This window comes from Chromatiaceae bacterium (genome assembly GCA_024235395.1).
GTDB lineage: Bacteria > Pseudomonadota > Gammaproteobacteria > Chromatiales > Chromatiaceae > Thiosocius.
In genome coordinates, this window is the sequence record JACKMK010000001.1 from 505,325 (window position 1) to 526,176 (window position 20,852).

Sequence of the window (20,852 nt, forward strand, 5' to 3'; positions counted from 1 at the left end):
GGGGCAGCCGAGGGTCAGCGTCTCAGATGGCGCGCAATACCGGGACCGCCTTCATCGGAACGGGCGGCATCTGGGGCAACAGTCTGTCCAATGCGTCGCGACAGGTCGCGTCGAGTTCGCCGAATTCGATACCGAATCCGTGCAGGCTCTGATGCGCAACACGCCCGGCGACACTGAGGCAGGCGCCGCACACCTCGTTGCCCGGTTGGAAAGTCACCGTCACCGAAGCGCCGATGGGAACGATGCTGGTCTCCGCCCTGACGTAGAGGCCGCCGATGCCGAGGTCGACGATCCGACCGCGCAGCAGACCAAACCGCGGGCATCCGACCACCGCATCCAGCGATACTGCCTTGCGATCGTGGGTTCTCTGCTCCATTGTTTCCTCCTGTAGATTCCGTCCGTTGCACGCGATCTTGAGCCGCTTGGCCGAACGGAATGCGCACCATTATGGGGAACGAGTAATCGCAGACTATTAGGGCCAATCCGCCGCAGCCCCGGGATTTTCCCTAGTCGTTCTAATAATTTTTTTAAAAACAATATCTTGTCGCTCAATTCTTTAGTATTTTCAATCCGCGGATTGTGACCTTTTTCGCCAAACCGGAACCATGACACCCGATCAGCCCGTCAAAGACGCCGAAACTTCCTGGTCGCCGAATCCCATCGAGCACGCCGTCGCACCCGGTCTCGCGCGACGGCTGGCGGCAATGTTTTACGACAGCTGGCTGGTGGCTGCGATCATTCTGCTTGGCGCGACCGCCGACACCTTCGCGCGTGCGGGACTCGGGCTCGCCGCCGACTATCCCCACTATGCCTTGCAGGCCTACCTGGTGACCGCGCCGGCGGTGTTCTTCGGTTGGTTCTGGACACACGGCGGGCAGACCCTGGGGATGCGTGCCTGGCGACTGAAGCTCGTGGCGGAGACCGGGGCGCCCGTGAGCTGGAGACAGTCACTGGGCCGCTATGCAGCCGCCTGGCTGTCACTGTTCGCGTTTGGTCTGGGCTATCTGTGGGTCCTGTTCGACCGCGATGGGCGCGCCTGGCATGACCGGATCAGTCGCACCCGGCTGGTACTTGTCCGCCGCGACTGAATCGGGCACCACCGGGGCCCGCGTCAGCGCACCTTGCGCATCATCTGCAGGCCGATCGCAAGGAAGGCCGCCGCAGGCAGCAGGGCACTCAGCAGGGGGCTGAACTCGTACACCACCGCTACATACGACATGCCGCGACTGAGCGTGTAGAACGCCATACCGAGCACGACCCCGAGGAATACGCGTTGCCCCATGCTCACGAAACGCTGGTGTGCGAGTACAAACGGGACACTGATGAACAACATCACCAGGGTCGCCAATGGCGTCGCCAGCTTGACCCAGAACGCCACCTCATAGTCCGTTGCGGACTGGTCATTCTCGCGCATCACTTGGATATACCGATACAACTCCCCGATCGGCAGCATGTTCGGCTGGATCAGGACGGCACTGAGCAAGCCCGGGTCCAGCAGCGAGTCCCAGCGCGCCTGCGCCAGCCGCCGCTCACTGACGCCCTGCTCCGAAATCTGCGTCTGCGCGATGTCGAACATCAACCAGTGGTCACCGCGGTGCACCGCGCGTTCGGCGCGCGTCGCGAGTTTCAAACGGCGCGCATCGTCGAATTCGTAGACGAAGATGTCACGCAACCGGGCGCCCGGGAGAATCCCGCGAATGTTGACGAACGATCGCCCGTCACGCGCCCAGAAACCGTAATTGGTCTTCAATGTGACCTTTTCCTGGGTCTGTTCGATGCGGTGCTGCAGTCCCCATTGCTCGGCGGCCGGTGCAACGTATTCGCCGAACAGAAAGACCACCAGCATCATCACCGCCCCGGTCTTCAGCACCGCCCAAACGATCTGTCGCAGCGAAAATCCGGCGGCGCGCATCGCCACCAATTCGCCGTTGGCGCCCATCGCACCAAGACCGATCAGACTGCCGATCAATGCCGCGACCGGAAATGCCTCGAAAATGTAGCGCGGCGCTGTCGACAGGGTCACGAGGAAGGCGTCTACCATCTGGTAGTTACCCTTGCCGACGTCGTCCATCTCTTCCATGACGCCGAAGAACAGCAACAGGATCACCAGTACCAGCAAGGTGGTCGCTGTCGCCTTGATCATGGTGCCGCCGATGTAACGATCCAGCAGTGTCGTCATGATTGGCGCGTCGTCCAACGCCGGCGTTGCACCGTCAGCCAATTCGAATCGGCCAACATGATCCCGCCGGCAACGAACAGCATCAGCAGCGGCAACCACCACATTCCGATCCACTCGGGCACGGCGCCGGTCGCCAGCCACCGCTCGGCCACCCGCTGCAGGTTCATGAAGATGAAATACAGCACCACCGCGAACAACAGTCGCCCATAGACCCCGGAGCGCGGGGGTGAACGCGCCAGCGGCACCGCCAGCACGCCGAACGCGATCAATGCGAGGGGCACCGAGATACGGTATTGCAGTTCGGCACGATCACTCGGTTCGCCCGAGGCGAGCAGCACCTGCCAGGATTTGGCACTCTGCGGGACCCTGAGTCCGCCGGATTCCAATGTCGGTATCCGGACCGCATATTCGTCGAAGCGTCCGACCGTGTAGTCCAGACGGCCTGGCACCCCTTCGTAGCGATGCCCGTCGGTGAGGATCACGAATCGTTCCCCCGTCTTCGGATCGGTCGTCTGATAGGCCTCTTCCGCGGTGACCAGGCCGAGCTTGCCCTGTTGCCGGTCCTGTACGAACACCCCCTCGAGTTTTACGCCGTCAGCGCTCAATCTTTCGGTATAGACGACCAGCCCTCCCTGGCTGAACTCGTTGAATCGGCCCGGTCGCACGCCCGACAGATCCGCGGTACTCGACTCTTCCGCCTGCAAGCGGGTGACCTGCGACTTCGCCCACGGCAGCAGTTCCATCACCAGCACGGTGACCACAATCGCCAACGGCAGGGCGGCGAGCAATACCGACCGGAAGATGCGCGCCGGGCCGACGCCGGAGGCTGCGAGCGCAACCATCTCGCTGTCGCGGTGCATGCGCCCCAGGACCCACAACACCGCGAAAAAAAATGCCGGGGGGACAATCAGGCCGAGTGTCTTGACCAGTTCGAGCCCGACGACCAGCAGCAGGATATTGGTACTCAACAGTCCACTGGCGGCCTTACCCAGGTAGCGCACCAGGATGTTCGAGACGAACACCAGCATGATCACCAGCAGCACCACAACCAGTGTCTTGAGGATTTCACGCAGCAGCAGGCGGTCAATGATCCCCATCTCGCTTCCCTTACGCTCCCGATTCGCTACACTCAGGCGTCGACAATGCCGAACCTTACCGTTATCCACGATCGTGCGGAAGCGCGCACAGACGCATCCTGCACATCTGAGAGGTCCCATGGAGTACAACTGCAAACTCGGTGCTGCAGAAAGCATCAAGACCGCCTGTCTGGTCGTCGGAGTCTTCAAGAACAACCGTTTGACGCCGCAGGTCGAAACGCTGGACCAGGCGCTCGGCGGTCAGATCAAGGCGGTCCTCAAGCGCCAGGATTTTTCTGCCGACTCGGGTGAAATCCAGTTGCTCTATGAACCCCGGAACTGCGCGGCAGAACGGGTCCTGCTGGTTGGTCTGGGCGAGGAAAAGGATTTTTCCGCCCGCACCTACGGCCAGGCACTGTTACCGGCGTTCTCTCGGCTCGAGAAATCCGGAGCTGCCAACTGCCTGGTGATGCTGCCGAACGATGCCAAAGACGATTCCACCTACCGACTGGTGCGCGAAGCCGTCAAGGCGGCCGAGACCGCGGTATACCGGTTCGAGCAATGCAAGAGCACGGCGTCGCCACCCAAGCGTCCTCTGAAACGGATCGATTTTCTGGCGTCCGGTCGGGGTCAGTGCAGTGCAGCCGAGCGGGCATCGGTGCACGGCCGCGCGATCGCCATCGGCACGAGGCTGACGAAAGATCTCGCGAATCTGCCCGGCAACCTCTGCACGCCCACCTATCTCGCCGAGCAGGCCCAGGCTCTGGCGCGCGGTCGTCGGAAGCTGAAGGTCACGGTACTTTCCGAAGCCCAGATGAAGAAGCTCGGCATGGGCGCGCTGCTGTCGGTATCGCGCGGCAGCCGGCAACCCGCAAAACTGATCGTTCTCGAGTACTCCGGTGGCAAGACCGGTTCGAAACCGGTCGCCCTGGTCGGCAAGGGACTGACATTCGACGCCGGCGGCATCTCGATCAAACCCGCGGCCAATATGGATGAAATGAAGTACGACATGTGCGGCGGCGCGAGCGTACTGGGCACGATCGCTGCCTGCGCCGAGATGGATCTGCCGATCAACGTGGTCGGTGTGGTGCCAAGTTCCGAAAACCTTCCCGACGGTGACGCGAACAAACCCGGCGACATCGTGACTTCCATGTCCGGCCAGACGATCGAAGTCCTGAACACCGACGCGGAAGGGCGCCTGATTCTGTGCGATGCGCTGACCTACACCGAGCGATTCAAACCGGCGGCGGTGGTCGATATCGCGACCTTGACCGGCGCCTGCATCGTGGCCCTCGGCGACCAGGCGAGCGGTTTGATGGCAAACGACGACGACCTGGCCAATGAACTGCTGGATGCCGGCACCGCCACCGGCGACCGCGCCTGGCGACTTCCGCTTTGGGATGAGTATCAGAAGCAGCTGGACAGCAATTTTGCCGACATGGCGAACATCGGTGGCGGTCGCGGGGCCGGCACGATCACCGCAGCCTGCTTCCTGTCGCGTTACACCAAGGCGTTCAAGTGGGCGCATCTGGACATCGCCGGCACCTCCTGGCTGACCGGCAAAGACAAGGGCGCCACCGGCCGACCGGTACCATTGCTCACGGAGTTTCTGATGCGACGCTGCAAGGTGGCCATGTAAGCCGAAGGCCTGGCATGACTCAGATCGACTTTTACGTATTGCGTGCCGACGCGCGCGGTGACCGTTTCGCACTGGCCTGCCGGATTGCCGAAAAGGCGCGCCGCGCCGGCCATCGCGTGCTGATACACAGCCGTGACGCCACGCAGGCGAGGCACGTCAACGAACTGCTGTGGACGCTGTGGGAGCAAAGCTTTGTCCCGCACGGACTGCTAGGCGAGGCCGAACGTGACATCAATCCGATCCTGATCGGTGACGGACACGCCGATGCCGACGAGCACGACATCCTGATCAATCTCGATCCGGAGATACCAACCTTCTTCGGCCGCTTCGAGCGGCTCATCGAGTGCGTCGATCATGACGACGCCGTGCGCGAGTCCAGCCGCGAGCGATTTCGCTACTACCGCGCACACGGCTACCCATTGGATACCCACGACATCACCTAGGTCCCGTCGCAAAAGACGGCGTCCGCATCGCGGACCCACGAAAAAAGGGCCCGAGGGCCCTTTTTTCCTGTCTGCACAGACCGGGGCGAATCAGGCCTCGGCCTCTTCGTTGACCGCCTTCATGCTCAGGCGGATGCGCCCCTGCTTGTCGACCTCGAGCACCTTGACCTTGATCGTGTCTCCCTCGTTCAGCTTGTCGCTGACCTTCTCGACACGCTCGTCGGAAATCTGGCTGATGTGCACGAGACCATCCTTGCCCGGCAGGATCGTGACGAACGCGCCGAAGTCCATCAGGCGGGCGACACGGCCTTCGTACACCTTTCCGACCTCGACGTCGGCGGTGATCAACTCAACGCGTTTGCGCGCCTCGTCACCCGCACTCTTGTCGACCGAGAAGATCTTCACCGTACCATCGTCGCTGATGTCGACGGTCGCACCGGTTTCCTCGGTGATCGAGCGGATCGTAACGCCACCCTTGCCGATGACGTCGCGGATCTTGTCGGGATTGATCTTGAACGAAATGATGCGCGGTGCATGCTCGGACATCTGTGCACGCGGCGCATTGATCGCCTTGTTCATCTCCTCGAGGATGTGCATACGCCCATCCTTGGCCTGAGCCAGCGCGATCTCCATGATCTCTCGGGTGATGCCGTCGATCTTGATGTCCATCTGCAGCGCATTCACGCCGTTCACGGTGCCGGCAACCTTGAAATCCATATCGCCGAGGTGGTCTTCATCGCCCAGGATGTCGGTCAAGACAGCGAACTGATCGCCTTCCTTGATCAAGCCCATCGCGACACCGGCGACCGGCGACTTGACCGGCACGCCCGCGTCCATCAGCGAGAGGCTCGTGCCGCAGACCGATGCCATCGACGACGAACCGTTCGACTCCGTGATCTCCGATACGACGCGGATCGAATAGGGGAACTCACTCATATCGGGCATGCACGCGAGCACGCCGCGCTTCGCCAACCGTCCATGGCCGATCTCACGCCGCTTGGGACTGCCGACGCGGCCAAGCTCACCGACGCAGAACGGCGGGAAATTGTAGTGCAGCATGAACCCTTCTTTGCGCTCACCTTCCAGCGCATCGATGATCTGCGAATCACGCTCGGTGCCCAGTGTCGTGACGACCAGCGCCTGCGTCTCGCCGCGGGTGAACAGTGCGGACCCGTGGGTCCGCGGCAGCACGCCGGTGCGGATGTAGATCGGTCGCACCGTCTTGTTGTCGCGACCGTCTATGCGCGGCTCGCCCGCGATAATCCGACCACGCACCGTGGCCTTCTTCAGTTTCTCGATCGCACCGGCCACTTCGGCTTCGTCGAATTCCGGCGATTCGCCTGCACACAGCTGATCCTTCGCCGCCGCGACCGCCGCATCCACTGCCGCGTACCGCTCCATCTTGTCTGCGATGGTGTAGGCGTTGCGCAACGCATCCCCACAGGCGCTCTCCACCGCCGCCTTGAGTGCTTCGTTGACCGCCACTTCGGGAAGTTGAATAACCGGCTTGTTGACCTCCGCCGCCAGCTCCTTGATCGCCTGGATGACGACCTGCATCTGCTCGTGACCGAACAGCACGGCGCCCAACATGACCTCTTCGGAAAGCTGGTCCGCCTCCGATTCGACCATCAGCACGGCGTTCTCGGTGCCGGCGACGACGAGATCGAGGTCGGTGTTGTCGCTCAGGCCGGTCGGCCCGTTGAGGATGTAATTGCCGTCTTTGTAACCGACACGCGCAGCACCGATCGGACCCTGGAACGGCGCCCCCGAGATCGCGAGTGCTGCCGAGGTGCCGATCAGCGAGGGGATCTCCGGATCGATCCTCGGATTCAGCGACTTGACGGTGCAGATCACCTGGGTCTCGGAGATGAAGCTCTTCGGGAAAAGCGGTCGGATGGGACGGTCGATGAGTCGCGAGGTCAGGATCTCTTTTTCCGAGGGACGACCCTCGCGACGGAAGAATCCGCCCGGGATCTTACCCGCGGCGTACGTCTTCTCCTGGTAATCGACGGTCAGAGGGAAGAAATCGCGACCAGAGTCCGGTTTCTTGTCGTAAACCACGGTGACCAGCACCACAGTGTCCGCCATGTTGATCATCACTGCGGCGTCCGCCTGGCGGGCGATTTCACCGGTTTCCAGCGTTACTGTGTGTTCGCCGTACTGAAACGTTTTCTTGATCGCGTTCACTTGTTAATCCTCAAATCGTTACCGGGGGGCCGCTCAGCGGCGCAAACCGAGGCGGCTGATCAGCTCGCGGTAGCGTTCCACGTCCTTCGATTTGAGGTAATCGAGAAGCTTGCGGCGCTGGTTGACCAGGCGCACCAGACCCTGTCGGGAATGATGGTCTTTCTTGTGGGTCTGGAAATGCGGCGTCAATTCGGCGATGCGGGCGCTCAGCAGCGCGACCTGCACCTCCGTGGAACCCGTGTCTTTCGGGTCTTTGCCGTATTCGCTGATGATCGACTGCTTCTGCTCTGCACTCATTGCCATGACATTTCTCCTGTCAGTATGCCTTCTTGAAGCCCCCAACAATGAGTCCAGGCGACTTCGGCGGTGATAAGCGGCAGACCGATCGGGCCTGCCGGTGAAATTAAGGCCGCATATTCTCTCTCAATTCGCCGCCGATGTCAGCCACCGGTCATCAACCGGCGCGGCGCGATACGCCCGTCGTCCTGGACCTCGCCCAGCGCCAGAAACTGGTCGCCATGAAAAATCCGCACCCACCCGGAGGTCGGCGCCTTGGGCACCAGCACGGCCTGGCCCTGGCGGAGGTAGAACGCCGAATCGGCACTCACACGCACCTCCGGCCAGTCGGCCAGGGCGGTGTCGACCGGCAGCAGCAATGCGTCCAGCGCCGACTGGCCCTGGGCGGCGACTCTCTCCAACTCATCCATCGTGTACATCGGGTAATCCGTGTAGGGGCCGACCCCGGTTCGCCGCAGTGCCACGACATGCGCGCCGCAGCCGAGCGCCTCGCCGATGTCTTCGGCCAGGGTCCGGACATAGGTTCCCTTCGAGCAATGAACCCGCAATTCGAATTCGGGGAGTTCCACGGTACCCAGCGTCAACGCGTGCACATGCACCGTGCGCGGTTGGCGCTCTACGACGACCCCCTCACGCGCCAACTCGTACAAACGCTTGCCCTGGTGCTTCAGCGCGGAGTACATCGGCGGCAACTGTTGAATCTCGCCGACGAAGCGCGGCAAGGTGCGATTGATGTCGTCGACCGTGACACCGTCCGTGGGCCGCTCTTTGACGATCTCGCCCTCGGTATCACCGGTCGCCGTCGTCTGCCCCAGCCGAACCCGGAATACGTAGTGTTTGTCCGCATCCAGCAGGAAAGCCGACAACTTGGTCGCGTCGCCGAGGCAGATCGGCAGCATGCCGTCGGCCAGCGGGTCCAGGCTCCCCGTATGCCCCGCCTTGCGCGCATCGAACAACCGCTTTACGCGCTGCAAGGCATGGTTGGAGCTCAGGCCCAGGGGTTTGTCGAGCAGCAGGATGCCGCTGACCGCGCGACCACGGGCTCGCCCACGACGCCCCACGATCAGTCCCCGCGTCCTTCGTCTTTGGCAACTGCCTGGTCGATCAGCGACGACAGGCGCATGCCGGTCTCGATCGACTTGTCGTAGACGAACGAAAGACGCGGCACGGTACGCAGGTTCATGGTTTCCGCCAGACGCCGGCGCAGGAACGCCGCCGCCTTGTTCAATGCGGTCTCGGTCGCTTTTGCCTGTGCCGGATCCAACACGGTGAAATATACCTTGGCGTGAGAAAGGTCGCGCACGGCGCGGACCTCCTGGATCGTCACCCGGGACAACCGCGGGTCCCTGGCCTCGTCGCGCAACAGCATCGCGAGTTCACGATGCAACTCCGCGCCAACACGCTCTTCGCGCCCGAATTCGTGCATCTCGACGCGCCTCCAGACCTCTAGACTCAGAGCTCGCGCGCGACTTCAACGCGCTCGAAGACCTCGATCTGATCGCCGGGCTTGACGTCGTTGTAGTTCTTCACGCCGATACCGCACTCGGTGCCAGCCTTGACCTCGTTCACGTCGTCCTTGAAGCGCCGCAGCGACTCCAGTTCACCCTCGTAGACCACCACGTTGTCGCGCAATACGCGGATCGGGTTGTGGCGCTTGACAGTACCCTCGACCACCATGCACCCGGCGATGGCGCCGAACTTGGACGAACGGAACACGTCCCGAACTTCCGCCAGGCCGACAATCTCTTCCTTGATGACCGGCGACAACAGACCCGAGATCGCTTTCTTAACGTCGTCGATCACCTCGTAGATGATGCTGTAGTAACGCAGATCCAGACCGTGTTCCTCGACAACCCGGCGGGCGCTCGCATCGGCGCGCACGTTGAAGCCGATCAGGATGGCATTCGACGTGACTGCGAGGTTGGCATCCGATTCGGTGATACCGCCAACGCCAGAAGCGACTACGCGCACCTTCGCCTCGGGGGTTTCGATCTTGAGCAGCGATTCACGCAACGCCTCCACCGAGCCCTGCACATCGGCCTTGACGATGAGATTGACATACGCCACCTCGCCTTCGGCCATCTGCGAGAACAGCTGATCGAGCTTTGCGGCCTTCTGTTCGGCGAGCCGCGAATCGCGGTGGCGCACGCGGCGCAACTCGGCCACTTCACGCGCTTTGCGTTCGTCCGCCAGCGCGATCAGGTCGTCGCCTGCCGACGGTGCGGCGGACAAACCGAGCACCTGCACCGGGATGGACGGCCCCGCCTCCTTCACCGATCGGCCGTTCTCGTCGAACATCGCGCGCACGCGCCCGAACTCGGCGCCGGCCACGACGGGATCGCCGCGCTTCAGCGTGCCCGACTGCACCAGCACGGTGGCGACCGGGCCGCGTCCCTTGTCGAGGCTCGATTCAACAATGATGCCGCGCGCCAGTCCATCGTGAACCGCTTTGAGCTCCAGCACCTCAGACTGCAGCAGTACTGCTTCGAGCAGCTGGTCGATGCCTTCGCCGCTCTTTGCCGACACCTTGACGAACTGGGTGTCGCCACCCCATTCCTCCGGCACCACCTCCTCGCCGACCAGTTCCTGCATGACCCGGTCGGGATTGGCCTCCGGCTTGTCCATCTTGTTGATCGCCACGACGATCGGCACGCCGGCCGCGCGGGCGTGCTGGATCGCCTCTTTGGTCTGCGGCATCACGCCGTCGTCCGCCGCCACCACCAGGATCACGATGTCGGTCGCCTGCGCGCCACGCGCGCGCATCGCGGAGAAAGCCGCGTGGCCGGGTGTATCGAGGAAAGAAATCATCCCGTGATCGGTGTCCACGTGGTAAGCACCGATGTGCTGGGTGATACCTCCGGCCTCGCCCGCTGCCACACGCGTGCGGCGAATATGGTCGAGCAAGGAGGTCTTTCCGTGGTCGACGTGACCCATGATGGTCACGACCGGCGCGCGCGGCAGCAGTTCGCCCTGCTGCTGCTCCTCGTCGGCGGCCGCCAGGATCTCGACCTCGACGTCCTCGTCTTTCTGGGCCACCGCGGTGTGCCCCATTTCCTCGACCACCAGGATGGCGGTCTCCTGGTCGAGGACCTGGTTGATGGTGACCATCATGCCCATCTTCATCAACGTCTTGATCAGTTCACCGGCCTTGACCGACATGCGCTGCGCGAGATCGCCGACCGAGATCGTATCGGGCACCGCGACTTCTTTGATCACCGGTGCTGTCGGGCGCTGAAAGGCATGCTGCGAATCGCCACTGGCGTCGCGCGCGACCCTGCGTCCCACCTTTCCGGTACGCTGCCCGCGTTTGGCGGTCGCAACGTGCAACTCCCGCCGCCCGTGCCGGCCGCGCTCGGCGCTGTCGTCAGTTTGCTCACGGAAACGCTTGCCCTTCTTCGTGGGCTTTTCCGCGGCCTTGCGCTGCTCGGCCTCTTGCTGTGCCCGCTGTTGCGCTTCCTGTCGCGCCTGCTCTTCGGCCTGCCGACGCGATTCCTCCTCGGCCGCGACGCGAGTCTCCTCCGTCTTGCGGCGCGCCTCCTCTTCAGCCGACCTACGCGCCTCTTCGGCACGCCGCCGCGCTTCCGTTTCCTCTTCGAGAAGACGCCGCTGCTCGGCCTGTTCAGCGAGCGCACGTTTGGCGTCTTCGGCTTCGCGGAGCAGCGCTTCCTGTTTTGCCCCGTCGTCCTCGGGCGGCTTCACGACCACGCGTTTGCGTCGCACCTCCACACTCACCGTCTTGGCCACGCGCGCCGTCGCGGAACGTGCAGTGGTCCGGCCGGCCGCCGGTTGATGAAGTTCCGTGGTGGTCTTTCGCTTGAGCGCGACACGACGTGCACCGCCTGCAGATTCCTGCTTGCCGTGACTGCGGCGCAGGTGGTTCAACAGGCCCACCTTTTCCTGCTCGGTGATTATGTCTTCCGCACTCTGCTTGGAGATTCCGGCATCACTCAGCTGCTTCAACAACCGGTCTACCGGTATACCAACGTCTGACGCCAGTTGGCTTACCGTGACTTCGCTCATACTTCGATCCCCTAATTATTCGGCACTCTGTTCAAACCAGGGTGCGCGCGCAGCCATGATCAGTTCCCCGGCGCGCTGTTCATCCATGCCGTCGATTTCCATCAACTCGTCGATGGACTGCTCCGCAAGGTCTTCCATGCTGACCACGCCACGCGACGCGAGCTGGAATGCAAGCTGGCGATCCATACCATCCATCGTCAGCAGATCCTCGGCAGGCTCGACATCACCGAAGGACTCTTCGCGCGCGATCGCACGGGTCAAGACGGCATCTTTCGCACGATTGCGCAGTTCCTCGATGATGTCCTGATCGAACTCCTCGATGGAGGCCATCTCCGCGGCATCGACGAAAGCGATCTCGTCGATGTTCGTGAACCCCTCCTGGACCAGGATGGCAGCGACCTCTTCGTCGACGTCGAGTTGCTCCATGAAGTGCTTGATATAGCCCTGCGCCTCGGCCTCGCTCTTCTCGGCGGCCTGTTCTTCACTCATCACGTTCAGCTCCCAGCCAGTCAACTGACTGGCAAGGCGCACGTTCTGCCCGCCACGGCCGATGGCCTGCGAGAGGTTCTCGTCCTTGACCGCGATGTCCATGCTGTGCGCCTCCTCGTCGACAACGATCGAGGTAACGTCCGCCGGTGACATCGCATTGATCACGAACTGCGCCGGATTTTCATCCCAGAGGATGATATCCACGCGCTCGCCCGCGAGCTCGTTCGACACCGCCTGCACGCGGGAGCCACGCATGCCGACGCAGGCTCCGACCGGGTCGATGCGCGGATCGTTCGTACGCACCGCGATCTTGGCGCGCAGCCCCGCATCGCGCGCAGCACCGATGATCTCGATCAGCCCGTCACCCACCTCCGGTACCTCGAGCCGGAACAACTCGATCAGCAGGTGCGGCGACGTTCGCGAGACGAACAACTGGGGCCCGCGCTGTTCCGAGCGGACGTCATAGAGATAACCCCGCATACGGTCGCCCGCACGCGCAGCTTCTTTCGGGATCACTTCGCTCTTCGGGATCAGTGCCTCGGCGTTGTTGCCCAAATCGAGCAGGATGGAGCCGCGGTCTGCACGCTTGACGATACCCGTCACCAGTTCGCCGACGCGCCCCTCGTAGGCCTCGACGACCTTCGCCCGCTCGGCTTCGCGTACCTTCTGCACGATCACCTGCTTCGCGGTCTGCGCAGCGATACGGCCGAAAGATATCGATTCGATCTCGTCTTCTATGAATCCGTCGACCTGGATGTTCGGGTCCTCCGCGCGAGCGGCAGACAGCGTGATCTCGGTGATCGGGTTTTCGAGCACCGAGGTTTCCGCATCATCCACGACGCGCCAGCGGCGGAAGGTCTCGTAGTCGCCGGTCTTGCGATCGATCGCCACTCTGACGTCGATCTCACCGCCGTTCTTTTTGCGGGTCGCCGACGCCAATGCCGCCTCGATCGCCTCGAAGATAATCTCCTTCTCGACGCCTTTTTCGTTAGACACCGCGTCCACGACGAGCAAGATTTCTTTGTTCATCACACCGCCTTCCACCTAGAACTGGGGTACGAGCCGCGCTGCAGCGATCTGTGCAAACGGCAGCCGCACCGTATCTCCTTCCACCTGCAGGACCACATCGTCGCCATCGACCTCGAGGATGGTCCCCTTGTAGTTGCTTCTTCCGTTCAACGCCGCGTTCAATTTCACCCGGGCCACATGACCCGCGAAACGCGCAAAATGCGCTCTCTCGAACAGGGGGCGATCCAGGCCGGGAGAGGACACTTCCAGCGAATATTCGCCGCGGATCGGGTCATCCACGTCGAGCACACCGCTGACCTGATGACTGACCCTCTCGCAGTCCTTCAGGCCGATACCCTGCTCACCGTCGATATAGACGCGCAACAAGTGACCGGCCTTGGGACGAGACAGGTACTCGACCCCGACCAACTCGTAGCCCAGCACTTCGACCGCCCCACGGACCAGTTCCGTCAGATGCGCTGGCGCCTTGTGCATAGTCCCCACTCGAGCAATGGCCCGAAAACAAAAAATGGGCCTGCGGCCCATTCCTGAATCTGTCGCGCCGGGCACCTCGGTGCCTGATGCTGTACGATAAAAAAACCCCAAATTACGGGGTTTTTCAGGACGCGGCCCCTGTTCGAACCGCCGCTGCCAAGTCGCAATCGAGCTTCTGGGCAGCGCGCGAAGTTTAACAGAACCCTATTTCCCGTCAAATATTAGAGGTCGGTCGGCCAAGCGGCCCACCCGGTCAGTGATGGGTCCGCGCGTCGCCCCCAGGGGCGGACTCCGCCGACTTGGCGAGTTCGACCAGACGCCGCGCCTGTCGAAACTCGTCCTCCGACATCCCGGCCGCCACGAAGCGGCGCAGAATTTCGGCATCGGCATCACCCTGTTCGACTGCCCGGGTCAGCCAGTAATAGGCCTGCACCGGGTCCGGCTCGACACCACGCCCTTCCGCATAGATCAGTCCGGCAGCGTACTGGGCGTCCACGTCGCCGCGTTCGGCCTCGGCAATCAATCGCGCCGCAACGACCGGATCGTTGCGCAACAGATTGAGTCCGCTCAGATTTGCCATCGCCTTCGTGGATCCTTCAGGGAACGCCGCCGGCACTGCCGGTCCGCTCAATCGAACGTGAGCATCTTCTGCATCTGTGGCGCGAGTTCGTCGGCCATCACCGCGACGTCGCCACCGTACATCTTGCCCATCAGCGCAAGGTTCATCATCGCGACGTAGGTCTTGCCGTCGGACTTCTGGTACACCGCGATGGTGCACGGCATCATCGCGGTCAACATCTTGTACTCATCCTTCTGCAGCAGCTTGACCGCGGCGAACGGCTCGCACATCTTCAGCACACGGTTCGGACCGATATCCACATCGGTGACGTTCATCAGGTTTTTCTGGAAATCGACCCCCCACTTCTTGGGTACCTTCCACAGCAGATCCTTGGCATTCGCCTCGAGCCGCTCGAGCGTCTCTTCGAAACCCAGCGGGCTCGGCACCTCGATCAGCATATGCGGCATCGCCGTGTCAGACGCCGACTGGTCGGCGCCGGCGCTGCCGACCATGCTGATGGCGGCCAGTACGCATACTGCAATCGCGGTTCGAAGTTGCTTCATGGGGCACCTCTCTGTTGAATCGTTGTGGACCGGCCGTGCAACGCGGCCATGAGACTGCCGGCGTGCACATTGCCGTAGAATCCGGCGCTACGCTTATACCACAACCAGGCCACCGCGCACCTTGACGGGCTCCACCGCCAATTCGGCATCGCCTCGCACGGCAGATGACGGCTGTTTCCACTGCGGTCTGCCGCTACCCGCACGGGGCACGCAGACTGCGGACGTGCTGGGTCGACAGCGCAGCTTCTGTTGTCCCGGCTGCCTGGCGGTCGCACGCAGCATCGTGGACGCCGGGCTTGGGGACTACTACCGCCACCGCCGCGAACCGGCTGTCACGGCCGATGTGGTGCCGGACATCGTCAGCAGGCTGCACTTCTACGACCACCCCGATGTGCAGAAATCGTTCGTGCACGACCGCACGGCGTATCGCGAGGCCTCGCTGCTGCTGGAAAACATCCGTTGCGCAGCGTGCCTGTGGCTGAACGAACGGGTACTGCGCGGCCTGGAGGGCGTGCTCGAGGTGGAGATCGATCACGCCAGCCACCATGCGCGCGTGCGTTGGGATCCGGCGCGCATCCGGCTCAGCGAGATCCTCAAGAGCATCCTCGACATCGGCTATATCGCACACCCCTACGACGCCGCGCGCCGCGAGGCATTGCAGGAGCAACAGCACCGCCGCAGTACGGAACGCCTGATCTTCGCCGGCGTCATCGGCATGATGGTGATGAACTTCGCCATCGCCGGCTACGTGATGGGCCTCGGCGACGAAACCGGCGAGCTGTCGATCTGGACGATCATTGGTCGCTGGACCAGCCTGTTCGGCGTGACCACGCTGCTCGCCTACCCGGGCCAGGAATTTTTCATCGGTGCCTGGCGCGATCTGCGCAACCGGCGTCTCGGCATGGATGTACCGATCGTACTGGGACTCGGATTCGCCTATCTGGCCAGTCTGCACGCCACCTGGTCGCAATCCGGCGAGGTCTACTACGACTCGATCGCGATGTTCGTCTTCCTGGTGTTGTTCGCCCGGCGCATCGAGTTGCGCGGTCAGACGCGTGCGGCGGACGCCCTCGACCGGGTCGCCCGGATACTGCCGCGCGTCGCCCGTCGGATCGATCCGGACGGCGAGCACGAGGTATTGATCACCGAACTGGTGCCCGGCGACCGGGTCCGGGTCCGCCCGGGCGAGGTGGTGCCCACCGACAGCCATGTTCGCGAAGGCCGCAGCAGCTTCGACGAGTCGCTGTTGACGGGAGAGTCCCTGCCGGTCATCCGCGAGCCAGGCGACCCCGTCGCCGCCGGCGTCTGCAACGTCGACCAGCCGGTGGTGCTCGAGATCGCGCGCCCCAGCCGTGAATCGACGGTCGCCGAGATTCACCGGCTGCTCGCGCACGGCCTGCGCGACGCACCGCGTTACGCGGTGCTAGCACAGCGCGCGGCGGCCTGGTTCGTCGCCGGCGTGCTGATCATCGCGACCTTGACCGCGACGGCATGGCTGCTGATCGATCCTGCCGCGGCGATGCCCAACACCATTGCCGTGCTGATCGTCACCTGTCCGTGCGCATTGGCCCTGGCCACCCCGGTCGCCGCCGCGATCGGTGTCGGCCGCCTCGCCGACCGCGGTGTCCTGACGGTACGCAGCGATGCACTGGAACACTTCGCCCGTTGCGAGACCGTGGCGTTCGACAAGACCGGGACCCTGACCCTCGGGCGACTCGAAGTCACTCGTGTCGAGCCGTTTGGAGACACCGACGAAACGACCGCCCGACAGATCGCCCAGGCGCTCGAAGCCGATTCCGAACACCCGGTCGGCAGGGCGCTACGCGCCTTGCACGACGGCACGCCGGACAAGAGGGTCGGGGGACTGCGCGTCGTCGTTGGCGAGGGCGTGGAGGGACGGGTCGACGACCAGTTCTGGCGCATCGGTAAACCGCAATTCGCACTGAACGACGACCGCCACCGCGCCGTTGCCGAGGTCATCGAAGAGAAACGTCGCGGCGGTCAGATGGTCGTTGCACTGGCGAACGCAGCAGGCAGCGGTGCGCTGTTCACCCTGGTCGACCGCCCCCGCCCCGGCATCGGGCAGCTCGTCGCGGATCTGCGCGCCCAGGGGGTGCGGCACATCGCGTTGCTGAGCGGAGACAGCCAGGCCAGCACGACCCGGTTCGCCGAACAGTTCTCCTTTGACGAAATCCTCGGTGACTGCACGCCCCTCGACAAGCTCGCATGGATTCACGCGCATCAGGCAGACGGCACACGGGTCGCGATGGTCGGCGACGGCATCAACGATGCCCCGACCCTGGCAGCCGCCGACGTATCGCTTTCATTCGCGCACGCGACAGACCTCGCCCAGGTGCACAGCGGACTGCTGTTGCTGGGCGACGACCCGCGCGCGATCGGCGAGGTACGCCGCTCTGCAACCAGCACCCGCAGCGTCATACGCCAGAACCTCGTTTGGGCCGCGTCCTACAACACGCTCGCGGTACCGGCGGCCGCGCTGGGCCTGATCCCTCCGTGGGGTGCCGCTATCGGCATGTCGTTGAGCTCCCTGGTCGTCGTGTTGAACGCGTTGCGTCTAAGACACTGATCGAGGTGGCACCGTGGCGTCGATCTTTTCGTCGCGAACACCCGCCGCCATACCCGCCGCGCCTCCCTAACCTGCATCAATGTTTATTTATAGCCAATAACTTATACACCATTTCCCACTAGGCAAACGGTGTCTGTGAAGATATCTTTTGTCACGCTCGGCGGGACAATGACAAAAACAAGCGTAAACCGCCTTGATCCGTTAACTCGACCCCTAGCGTGCCGGCCCGGCGACCGGGCGCCTGTTATCCACTCATTTGGAGGCTTACCCATGTCAGAGATGTCGGAAGACGAACAGCGACGCATCCTCGAGTCCCCGCCGCGCGGGACCTGGGCGGTGATCCTGGCGATCGGCATCGCCATGTTGCTCGGCTGGCTGTATTTCTTTTTCGGCCTGTTCATGTCTCACGGGCCGGTAGCCTGACGGAGGGAACTGCAAGATGCATATCGATCCGCTGGAAAAGAAATGGATGTACGTCATCGGGTTCATCACCGTGGTCATGATCGGATCCATGACCTATGCGGCGGTGATGCTGAACCTGCACCCGCCGAGCAATGTCGAGACCATCGATCCGAAGACATTGCATCTTTCGGGTGAGTTCGCTGAAGACAACCTGGGAGTCACCAGGAATGACGACGGCTCGATAACAGTACGGATGATCGCGGCGCGTTACTCCTTTTATCCGCAGATGATCGAGGTACCGGTCAACACCCCGGTCACCTTCCGCATCACCACGCCGGATGTGCTGCACGGGGTCCATGTCCCGTTCACCAACATGAGCACCATGGTCGTACCCGGGTACGTATCCGAACTCACCACCCAGTTTCGGCGCGAGGGTGAGGCACAGTTCCTGTGCAACGAATACTGCGGACTCGGCCACGACTACATGTGGTCGAAACTCAAGGTGGTGGCCAAGGGCTGATCGCGTCTGACTACTCGGGTTGGAGACAAACAAACATGTACGACAAATCCAAATCGGTGGCGCTCGCGAATCTCTGGGTCGCTTTCGCCGCGTTCTTCGTCGCCTGCGTCTTGGGCCTTTACCAGGTCGCCAATCGAAGCGGCCTCTTTCCGGAGATCGAATCTCACGAGTTGTATTTTGCGTCGGTCTCGACGCATGGCGTGTTGATGGGGTTCGTGTTGACCACGTTTTTCATCATGGGCTTCGGTTACTACACCGCGACCAGTACGCTGAAGCGTCCTCTGTGGAACAAGGGACTTGCGTGGCTCGCCTTCCTCGTGTCGCTGGGTGGCACAGTGCTCGCAGCGATCCCGCTGCTGACCGGCAAGGCATCGGTGCTGTACACCTTCTACCCACCACTCAAAGCCGATCCGATGTTCTACATCGGTGCGACGCTGTTGGTGGTCGGCTCCTGGGTCTGGTGCCTGGAGATGATCATGTCGGTCATCGGGTGGAAGCGCGACCATCCCGGCGAAGTCGTGCCACTGGCGATGTATGGAACGACGGCAAATGCGATCATGTGGCTGTGGACCAGTGCCGGCGTCGCCCTCGAGATGCTGTTCCAGCTGATCCCCTGGTCGCTCGGTCTGATGGATACGGTGGACCCCGGCCTGGCACGCACGCTGTTTTCGTGGACGCTGCACGCCATCGTGTATTTCTGGCTGTTTCCGGCCTACATCGCCATGTACACGATACTGCCGAAAATCGCCGGTGGACGTCTTTTCAGTGACGAGATGGGGCGTGTCGCATTCATCATGTTGATGGTGATCAGTGTCCCGATCGGATTCCATCACCTTTACATGGATCCTCAGCAGGCCGCCGGGTTCAAGTTCCTGCACATGCTCGGCACCTTTGCAGTTGCAGTCCCCACGCTGCTGACCGGATTCACGGTACTGGCGTCATTGGAGATCGCCGGCCGGCTGCGTGGCGGAAAAGGCTTGTTCAACTGGATCTTCGCGCTCGACTGGCGGGAGCCGATGGTAGTCGCCGGTATGCTCGCACTGGCGATGCTGATCGCCGGTGGCTGGGGCGGCATGATCAACGCGAGTTACCAGATGAACTCCCTGGTACACAACACCCAATGGGTTACCGGGCATTTCCATCTGATCTTCGCCGGCACCACGGTGATCATGTACCTCGCGGTGGCTTACCACCTGTGGCCGAAGCTGACGGGACGAAAACTCGCCATGCGGGGCCTTGCGGTGATTCAGCTTTGGCTGTGGGGCATCGGCATGATCGTGCTCACCACGCCGTGGCATGCCTTGGGCATCCTGGGCCAGCCACGCCGTATCTCGTCGACTCCCTATGACTCGCCGCTGGTCGCCCAATGGGGACCTCACGAGTTCGCGATGATCGTCGGTGGCGCTATCCTGGTGTTCTCATCCGTCCTGTTCATGATCAACCTGTTGATGTCGCACTTCAGCCGCAAGGTCGAGGACATCAGCGACGACGACTGGGCCGAGGCTGTGCACCCGCCATTGCATGTACCGCGATCGATGAACGGGTTTGCTCTGTGGAACGGCATCGTCGCCGTGTGGATGGTCATCGCCTACGGCTATCCGGTTCTGCAGTTCCTGATACTGGACACGCACGGTTCGCTGCCATGGGGGTACTGAACATGACCAAGAACCAAACTCTGCTGCTGCTCACGGCCTGCCTGATGCCGTTCGCCGGGGCGCAGGCGGCACCCTCTTCGAACGTGGCCTGGACCGTCGAGACACACAAATTGATGCGCAGCGGCGATCCGGCAGTAGGCGCCGAACTCGAAACCGTAGAGACCGAGGACGTCAATGCATGCACCGACTGCCATGGCAAGGGGGGGGCCGAACCGGACCGGGACAAGCACCCGACGCTGGCTGGCCAGGTCGCTGCGTACACCTTCAAACAATTGAAGGACTACAAGGACGGGACGCGCGAGAACCGGCGCATGAACGAGGCCGTCGAGCGCCTCAGCGACGAGCAGCTGGCCGGCCTGGCGGCCTGGTTCGCCGAGCAACCGCTGCCCCAGGTCGAGGTCGATGCGGACGAAACGGTCAGCGAGCAGACCGTGGAACTGGTGTTCCGAGGCGACAAAACCCGGCTTATCCAACCCTGCGCCGCATGCCATGGCCGTCGTGGACAGGGCGCGATTATTGATGTCCCGTCGATTGCAGGTCAGAATGTGAAATATTTCGTCGAGACAATGAAGGACTACGCGAAAGACAAACGCACCAACGATATCTACGGCCGGATGCGGATCATAGCGAAGTCCCTTACGCGAGAAGAAATCGACGAACTGGCGGTTTATTACGCTAGACTAGGCAACGAACAAGGCAGCGGTGGCCAACAACAGGCCAAAGCAGACTGACC

20 protein-coding genes are annotated in these 20,852 nt (G+C 62.5%); 8 read left to right on the plus strand and 12 right to left on the minus strand.

Annotated features, from left to right (window positions below):
- Positions 1-22 precede the first annotated feature (22 nt).
- Complete coding sequence (locus tag H6955_02330; GenBank protein MCP5312363.1) at positions 23-376, minus strand: PilZ domain-containing protein; 354 nt, start codon at positions 374-376, stop codon at positions 23-25.
- A 229-nt stretch (positions 377-605) separates the two neighbouring features.
- Here H6955_02330 and H6955_02335 point away from each other — a divergent pair, with 229 nt between their 5' ends.
- Positions 606-1,088 carry an RDD family protein gene (locus H6955_02335; GenBank protein ID MCP5312364.1) on the plus strand — a complete coding sequence of 161 codons (483 nt, stop codon included), beginning with the start codon at positions 606-608 and terminating at the stop codon, positions 1,086-1,088.
- Between the two features lie 23 nt (positions 1,089-1,111).
- Here H6955_02335 and lptG read toward each other — a convergent pair whose 3' ends face one another.
- Entirely contained in the window at positions 1,112-2,179 is a 1,068-nt protein-coding gene (gene lptG, locus H6955_02340; protein ID MCP5312365.1) for an LPS export ABC transporter permease LptG, read from the minus strand.
- Positions 2,176-3,276 (minus strand): LPS export ABC transporter permease LptF, encoded by a 1,101-nt coding sequence (lptF, locus tag H6955_02345; GenBank protein MCP5312366.1) that lies wholly within the window; start codon positions 3,274-3,276, stop codon positions 2,176-2,178. Before lptF ends, lptG begins: the two co-directional genes overlap by 4 nt.
- A 118-nt stretch (positions 3,277-3,394) precedes the next feature.
- Between lptF and H6955_02350 the strand changes: the two genes are divergently transcribed.
- Positions 3,395-4,894 (plus strand): leucyl aminopeptidase, encoded by a 1,500-nt coding sequence (locus tag H6955_02350; protein ID MCP5312367.1) that lies wholly within the window; start codon positions 3,395-3,397, stop codon positions 4,892-4,894.
- Between the two features lie 14 nt (positions 4,895-4,908).
- Positions 4,909-5,337 (plus strand): DNA polymerase III subunit chi, encoded by a 429-nt coding sequence (locus H6955_02355; GenBank protein ID MCP5312368.1) that lies wholly within the window; start codon positions 4,909-4,911, stop codon positions 5,335-5,337.
- A gap of 90 nt (positions 5,338-5,427) precedes the next feature.
- Here H6955_02355 and pnp read toward each other — a convergent pair whose 3' ends face one another.
- From pnp to H6955_02400, 9 genes are all read right to left on the minus strand, one after another.
- Positions 5,428-7,524, minus strand: coding sequence for a polyribonucleotide nucleotidyltransferase (pnp, locus tag H6955_02360; protein MCP5312369.1), 2,097 nt, complete (start codon positions 7,522-7,524; stop codon positions 5,428-5,430).
- Between the two features lie 33 nt (positions 7,525-7,557).
- Entirely contained in the window at positions 7,558-7,827 is a 270-nt protein-coding gene (gene rpsO, locus H6955_02365; GenBank protein ID MCP5312370.1) for a 30S ribosomal protein S15, read from the minus strand.
- A gap of 137 nt (positions 7,828-7,964) precedes the next feature.
- The gene (gene truB / locus H6955_02370) at positions 7,965-8,882 is read right to left on the minus strand and encodes a tRNA pseudouridine(55) synthase TruB (protein ID MCP5312371.1); all 918 of its coding nucleotides are present in this window, start codon (positions 8,880-8,882) and stop codon (positions 7,965-7,967) included.
- Positions 8,883-8,884: 2 nt separating this feature from the next.
- Positions 8,885-9,247, minus strand: a complete 363-nt coding sequence (gene rbfA, locus H6955_02375; GenBank protein MCP5312372.1) for a 30S ribosome-binding factor RbfA — start codon at positions 9,245-9,247, stop codon at positions 8,885-8,887.
- 26 nt (positions 9,248-9,273) lie between these two features.
- Positions 9,274-11,841, minus strand: coding sequence for a translation initiation factor IF-2 (gene infB, locus H6955_02380; protein MCP5312373.1), 2,568 nt, complete (start codon positions 11,839-11,841; stop codon positions 9,274-9,276).
- A gap of 15 nt (positions 11,842-11,856) precedes the next feature.
- Positions 11,857-13,359, minus strand: coding sequence for a transcription termination/antitermination protein NusA (gene nusA, locus H6955_02385; protein MCP5312374.1), 1,503 nt, complete (start codon positions 13,357-13,359; stop codon positions 11,857-11,859).
- Positions 13,360-13,374: 15 nt separating this feature from the next.
- Positions 13,375-13,833, minus strand: a complete 459-nt coding sequence (rimP, locus tag H6955_02390; protein ID MCP5312375.1) for a ribosome maturation factor RimP — start codon at positions 13,831-13,833, stop codon at positions 13,375-13,377.
- 253 nt (positions 13,834-14,086) lie between these two features.
- Positions 14,087-14,413 (minus strand): SEL1-like repeat protein, encoded by a 327-nt coding sequence (locus H6955_02395; GenBank protein ID MCP5312376.1) that lies wholly within the window; start codon positions 14,411-14,413, stop codon positions 14,087-14,089.
- A 47-nt stretch (positions 14,414-14,460) separates the two neighbouring features.
- Positions 14,461-14,955 carry a DUF302 domain-containing protein gene (locus tag H6955_02400; GenBank protein MCP5312377.1) on the minus strand — a complete coding sequence of 165 codons (495 nt, stop codon included), beginning with the start codon at positions 14,953-14,955 and terminating at the stop codon, positions 14,461-14,463.
- Positions 14,956-15,076: 121 nt separating this feature from the next.
- Between H6955_02400 and cadA the strand changes: the two genes are divergently transcribed.
- The 5 genes from cadA (at position 15,077) to H6955_02425 (ending at position 20,850) form a co-directional block, all read left to right on the plus strand.
- The gene (gene cadA / locus H6955_02405) at positions 15,077-17,542 is read left to right on the plus strand and encodes a cadmium-translocating P-type ATPase (protein MCP5312378.1); all 2,466 of its coding nucleotides are present in this window, start codon (positions 15,077-15,079) and stop codon (positions 17,540-17,542) included.
- A gap of 270 nt (positions 17,543-17,812) precedes the next feature.
- Positions 17,813-17,965: a hypothetical protein gene (locus H6955_02410; protein ID MCP5312379.1), complete on the plus strand. Its 153-nt coding sequence runs from the start codon at positions 17,813-17,815 to the stop codon at positions 17,963-17,965.
- Between the two features lie 16 nt (positions 17,966-17,981).
- Positions 17,982-18,464 (plus strand): cytochrome c oxidase subunit II, encoded by a 483-nt coding sequence (locus tag H6955_02415; protein ID MCP5312380.1) that lies wholly within the window; start codon positions 17,982-17,984, stop codon positions 18,462-18,464.
- A gap of 35 nt (positions 18,465-18,499) precedes the next feature.
- A complete protein-coding gene (locus H6955_02420) occupies positions 18,500-20,119 on the plus strand; it encodes a b(o/a)3-type cytochrome-c oxidase subunit 1 (GenBank protein MCP5312381.1) in 1,620 nt (539 codons plus the stop codon).
- A gap of 2 nt (positions 20,120-20,121) precedes the next feature.
- Positions 20,122-20,850, plus strand: coding sequence for a cytochrome c4 (locus H6955_02425; protein ID MCP5312382.1), 729 nt, complete (start codon positions 20,122-20,124; stop codon positions 20,848-20,850).
- Positions 20,851-20,852 lie beyond the last annotated feature (2 nt).